5 protein-coding genes are annotated in these 3786 nt (G+C 49.8%); all 5 read left to right on the top strand.

Going from position 1 to position 3786, the window contains the following annotated elements:
- Positions 1–808 (top strand): transposase family protein (locus tag GX147_09565; GenBank protein NLN60925.1); only part of this gene is annotated, 808 nt, incomplete at its 5' end.
- Between the two features lie 145 nt (positions 809–953).
- Positions 954–1832 (top strand): hypothetical protein, encoded by an 879-nt coding sequence (locus GX147_09560; GenBank protein ID NLN60924.1) that lies wholly within the window; start codon positions 954–956, stop codon positions 1830–1832.
- A complete protein-coding gene (locus GX147_09555; GenBank protein NLN60923.1) occupies positions 1829–2971 on the top strand; it encodes a beta-ketoacyl-ACP synthase III in 1143 nt (380 codons plus the stop codon). The genes GX147_09560 and GX147_09555 overlap by 4 nt, the downstream gene beginning before the upstream one ends.
- A 1-nt stretch (position 2972) precedes the next feature.
- Positions 2973–3446 (top strand): hypothetical protein, encoded by a 474-nt coding sequence (locus GX147_09550; GenBank protein ID NLN60922.1) that lies wholly within the window; start codon positions 2973–2975, stop codon positions 3444–3446.
- The coding region (locus tag GX147_09545; protein ID NLN60921.1) for a BtrH N-terminal domain-containing protein at positions 3443–3786 on the top strand (344 nt) is incomplete at its 3' end. The genes GX147_09550 and GX147_09545, both read left to right, overlap by 4 nt.

The following is a 3786-nucleotide window of genomic DNA, read 5'->3' as shown; positions in this document are numbered from 1 at the left end:
GCTTACAATCTCCCCCGCCACCATCGACAGGCTCTTGAAACCCGTCCGTATTCAGTATCAAAAACGGGGACGCACCACCACCAAACCAGGAACTTTGCTCAAAAAACAGATCCCCATCCAAACCACCCAATGGGACGAATCCAGGCCAGGGTTCATCGAAGCCGGTACCGTCGCCCATTGCGGCGATTCCCTCTCCGGTACCTTCGTCTATACCCTCGATATCGTCGATATCGCCACCGGGTGGACCGAACAAAGAGCCATCTGGGGAAAAGGGGAATCCGGTGTCCTCAAGCACCTCAAAGATATCGAAAAGGCCCTCCCCTTCCACCTGTTAGGATTCGATTCCGATAACGGATCAGAGTTCCTCAACCAGCATCTCCTGAGGCACTTCACTCAAAGAAAAAAACCCGTCCGATTCACACGATCCAGCCCCTATCACAAAGACGACAACGCACACATTGAACAAAAAAACTGGACCCATGTACGACAATGGCTCGGTTACCAAAGGCTAGACAAACCCATGATCGTCCCCGCTCTTAATGAACGCTACCGACGCGAATGGAGAACCTTTCATCACTTCTTCCGCCCTTCCGTCAAACTCCTCGCCAAAAAACGGTGCGGATCTAAAACCATCAAACACCATGACTTACCAAAAACACCCTATCAAAGAATCATCGAATCCCCTTACATACTCCAACAAACAAAAAACGCCATGACCAAGTACCTTGAAAATCTCAACCCTTTCCTGCTAAGAAAAACCATCGAAGAAAAACTCAAAAAAGTCTTCTCCCTGATTGACTCTGGGTGACATCTTTTATGAGGCAACAGGCCATCACCGTTTACTTTGACATAGTCCATCATGCTTGCTATATATTCTACGCTCGAAGTCAGTGTACTTATTTGGAAAAATCTCTGTTTCGTTCGGGATCTAAGCAAAAAATATGGTTTCTTTTATGAAAAGAATACTGGTGGTTTATTACAGCCAAACAGGTCAATTGAAGCGAATCCTGGATTCCATGGTGAAGCCCATATCGGATAATCCGTCGATTTCAATTGAGTATCTGGAAATCCGGCCATCCACGTCTTACCCCTTCCCCTGGACAAGACACGCCTTTCTGGAGGTTTTCCCCGAATGCGTGCTGGAAAAGCCAATCAGGTTGGCGCCGTTCGAAGCAATGCATTCCGATTCATATGATTTGATTATTCTCGGTTTTCAGCCCTGGTACCTTTCTCCCTCATTACCCGTCTCAACATTCCTTCAGAGTCCGGAGGCGAAAAAATTATTCCGGGGAGCCGAGGTTCTGACGGTCATCGGCGCACGCAACATGTGGATCAAATCGTATGAACGGGTGAAGGAAAGGCTGGAACATCTCGGTGGACGCCTCCGGGGCAACATCGTGCTAATCGACCGGGCACCCAACCTCGTCAGTGCCGTGACGATCTGCTACTGGATGTTCACGGGCAAGAAAGACCGCTGTTTGGGCCTTTTCCCACCACCGGGTGTGTCCGAGAGCGATATTGCCGCCGCCGAAAAATACGCAAATGCCATCACACCCTTGCTCGAACAGGAACGCATGGTCGAAGCTGATGAAATACCCCTAACATTCGGCGAGACCGAGATAAATGTTTCATTGGCGAGGCTGGAAAATCGTGCTAAGAAGATTTTTTTTCTCTGGGCCAATGCGATTACCAAGCGTCCCCGGGTTAGAAAGAGGTTGTTGAATATCTTTTTCGTGGAGCTGATTTTGGCCCTCGCAATCGTTTCCCCGGTGAATTCCTTGCTGGGGCTGGTTTTCAATCGATTTCATAAACGACGAAACGGGTATCGATGACAGAAAAAGCTTATATCACAAAATTGGCAAAGTTCTTACCGAACGAACCGATTCCGAACGAGGAAATGGAGAAAATACTCGGAGTCATCAACGGCAAATCATCGCGCAGCCGACGGATTGTTTTAAGACAAAACGGCATCAAAAACCGTTACTACGCAATCGATGAACAAGGTCGTCTAACCCATAGCAATGCGGCCTTGACGGCGGCCGCCGTCAAGGGGTTGCTGGATTCGTCCTTTGATACCGAAGACATTGAACTGCTTTGCTGCGGCACGTCAATACCGGACCAGTTCCTACCCTCTCATGCGGTCATGGTGCAGGGCGTTTTAGGCTGTCCCGCCGGTGAAGTCATCTCCACAGCAGGCGTGTGTTGCTCAGGGATGTACGCCATGAAGTACGGCATGTTATCCATCATGAGCGGTAACAGCGAAAGCGCGGTTTGCACAGGTTCAGAACTGGTCTCTCCGCTCTTGCATGCACGTCATTTTCAAGGTGAAATGGCTTATCCTGTCCGCCTGGAAGCAAAGCCAATTCTGGCCTTCGAAAAGGACTTTCTCCGCTGGATGCTCTCCGACGGTGCCGGCGCGGCCCTGCTCCGAAACAAGCCGACCGGCGGTGATTCTATTTCCCTCCGGATTGATTGGATCGACAGCTACTCTTTCGCCGACAGAATCGATACCTGCATGTACGCCGGCCTCGACCGAAGTCCCACCGGCGCCATGGTCAGCTGGAAATCACTTTCTCCCGAACAGTGGTTTTTCAATTCGGTATTTTCCATCAAACAGGAGGTTGCCCTCTTGGAAAAACATGTTATCCGCCTGGCAACGGAAAGCCTTGACGCATCCCTCAAAAAACATGGTTTACAGGTTGCTGGAATCGACTATTTTCTGCCCCATATCTCCTCGGAGTATTTCCGAAAACCCCTGGAATCTGAAATGAAGAAACAGGGGATATCAATTCCCCAGGAAAAGTGGTTCACGAATTTGTCACGGGTGGGAAATATCGGCAGCGCCTCCATCTATTTGATGCTGGAAGAATTATTCCATTCGGGCGAGCTCGATCCGGGGATGACAATCCTCGCCATGATTCCCGAAAGTGCCCGATTTTCCTATATTTATATGCATCTAACGGTATGTTGACATGAAACGAGAACAGGTCCCACAGGACGATGAGAATCTGTTGGAAGGAAAGACCCGTGAGGTCTGCTACGCAGTGGATGAAAAGGGTGACTATGTTCAAGTGCTGAGTTCGGGATGGGAACCGAAAAACACCGCCCTGATTCAGGCATGGGAGCAAATTGATGAAGAAGCGAAGGAAGCCTTGGCCCAAATCAAGGCAGGGCATGCAAGTCCTCTGGCCTTTTACATGGCACGCTGCATGTTCGACATCAAATTGCTTTCCGCCTACACCGCAATCCCGAAACGAAAAATCAAGGCGCACTTGAACCCGGAGAATTTCCGGAAATTGGATGCGGCAACATTAGAAAAATATGCGGAAGCATTCAGCATATCGAAAGAAGAACTGATATGTTGTCCTGATGTGACCGCTGCCTTACCAAGAGGAAAACAGGATGAACCTGTCCACGGGTATTCACGCCATAACGGTGACGCATGACTATTGATTTTCGGCACAATCAATCCGCCCACTGTGAAAACGGTTCCACGGCAAACCTTCTTCGTTACTACGGTATCGACATCAATGAATCCCTGGCATTCGGAATCGGTTCCGGTTTGTTTTTCGCCTATCTGCCGTTTATCCGCATCAACCACATTCCGGTCACCTCCTTTCGCCCCATGCCGGGCATGATCTTCAAACGCACCGCTCAAACCCTCGGCGTCAAGGTCTTTCAAAAAAAATTCCGGGACAGGGAGGCGTCCATGGCGGCTCTCGACGCCGCACTGGCTCAAAAGACCCCCGTGGGACTCCAGGTAGGCGTGTTTCATCTGGCCTACTT

Source organism: Deltaproteobacteria bacterium (genome assembly GCA_012522415.1).
Classification (GTDB): Bacteria; Desulfobacterota; Syntrophia; order Syntrophales; family JAAYKM01; genus JAAYKM01.
Note: the sequence above shows the minus strand (reverse complement) of the source record. Positions and strands in the feature narration are given on the sequence as shown.

What these genes read in the sequence shown, in the direction of transcription:
- GX147_09560 (NLN60924.1), top strand. Translation starts at nt 954, where the DNA reads ATGAAAAGAATACTGGTGGTTTATTACAGCCAAACAGGTCAATTGAAG.
- GX147_09555 (NLN60923.1), top strand. Translation starts at nt 1,829, where the DNA reads ATGACAGAAAAAGCTTATATCACAAAATTGGCAAAGTTCTTACCGAAC.
- GX147_09550 (NLN60922.1), top strand. Translation starts at nt 2,973, where the DNA reads ATGAAACGAGAACAGGTCCCACAGGACGATGAGAATCTGTTGGAAGGA.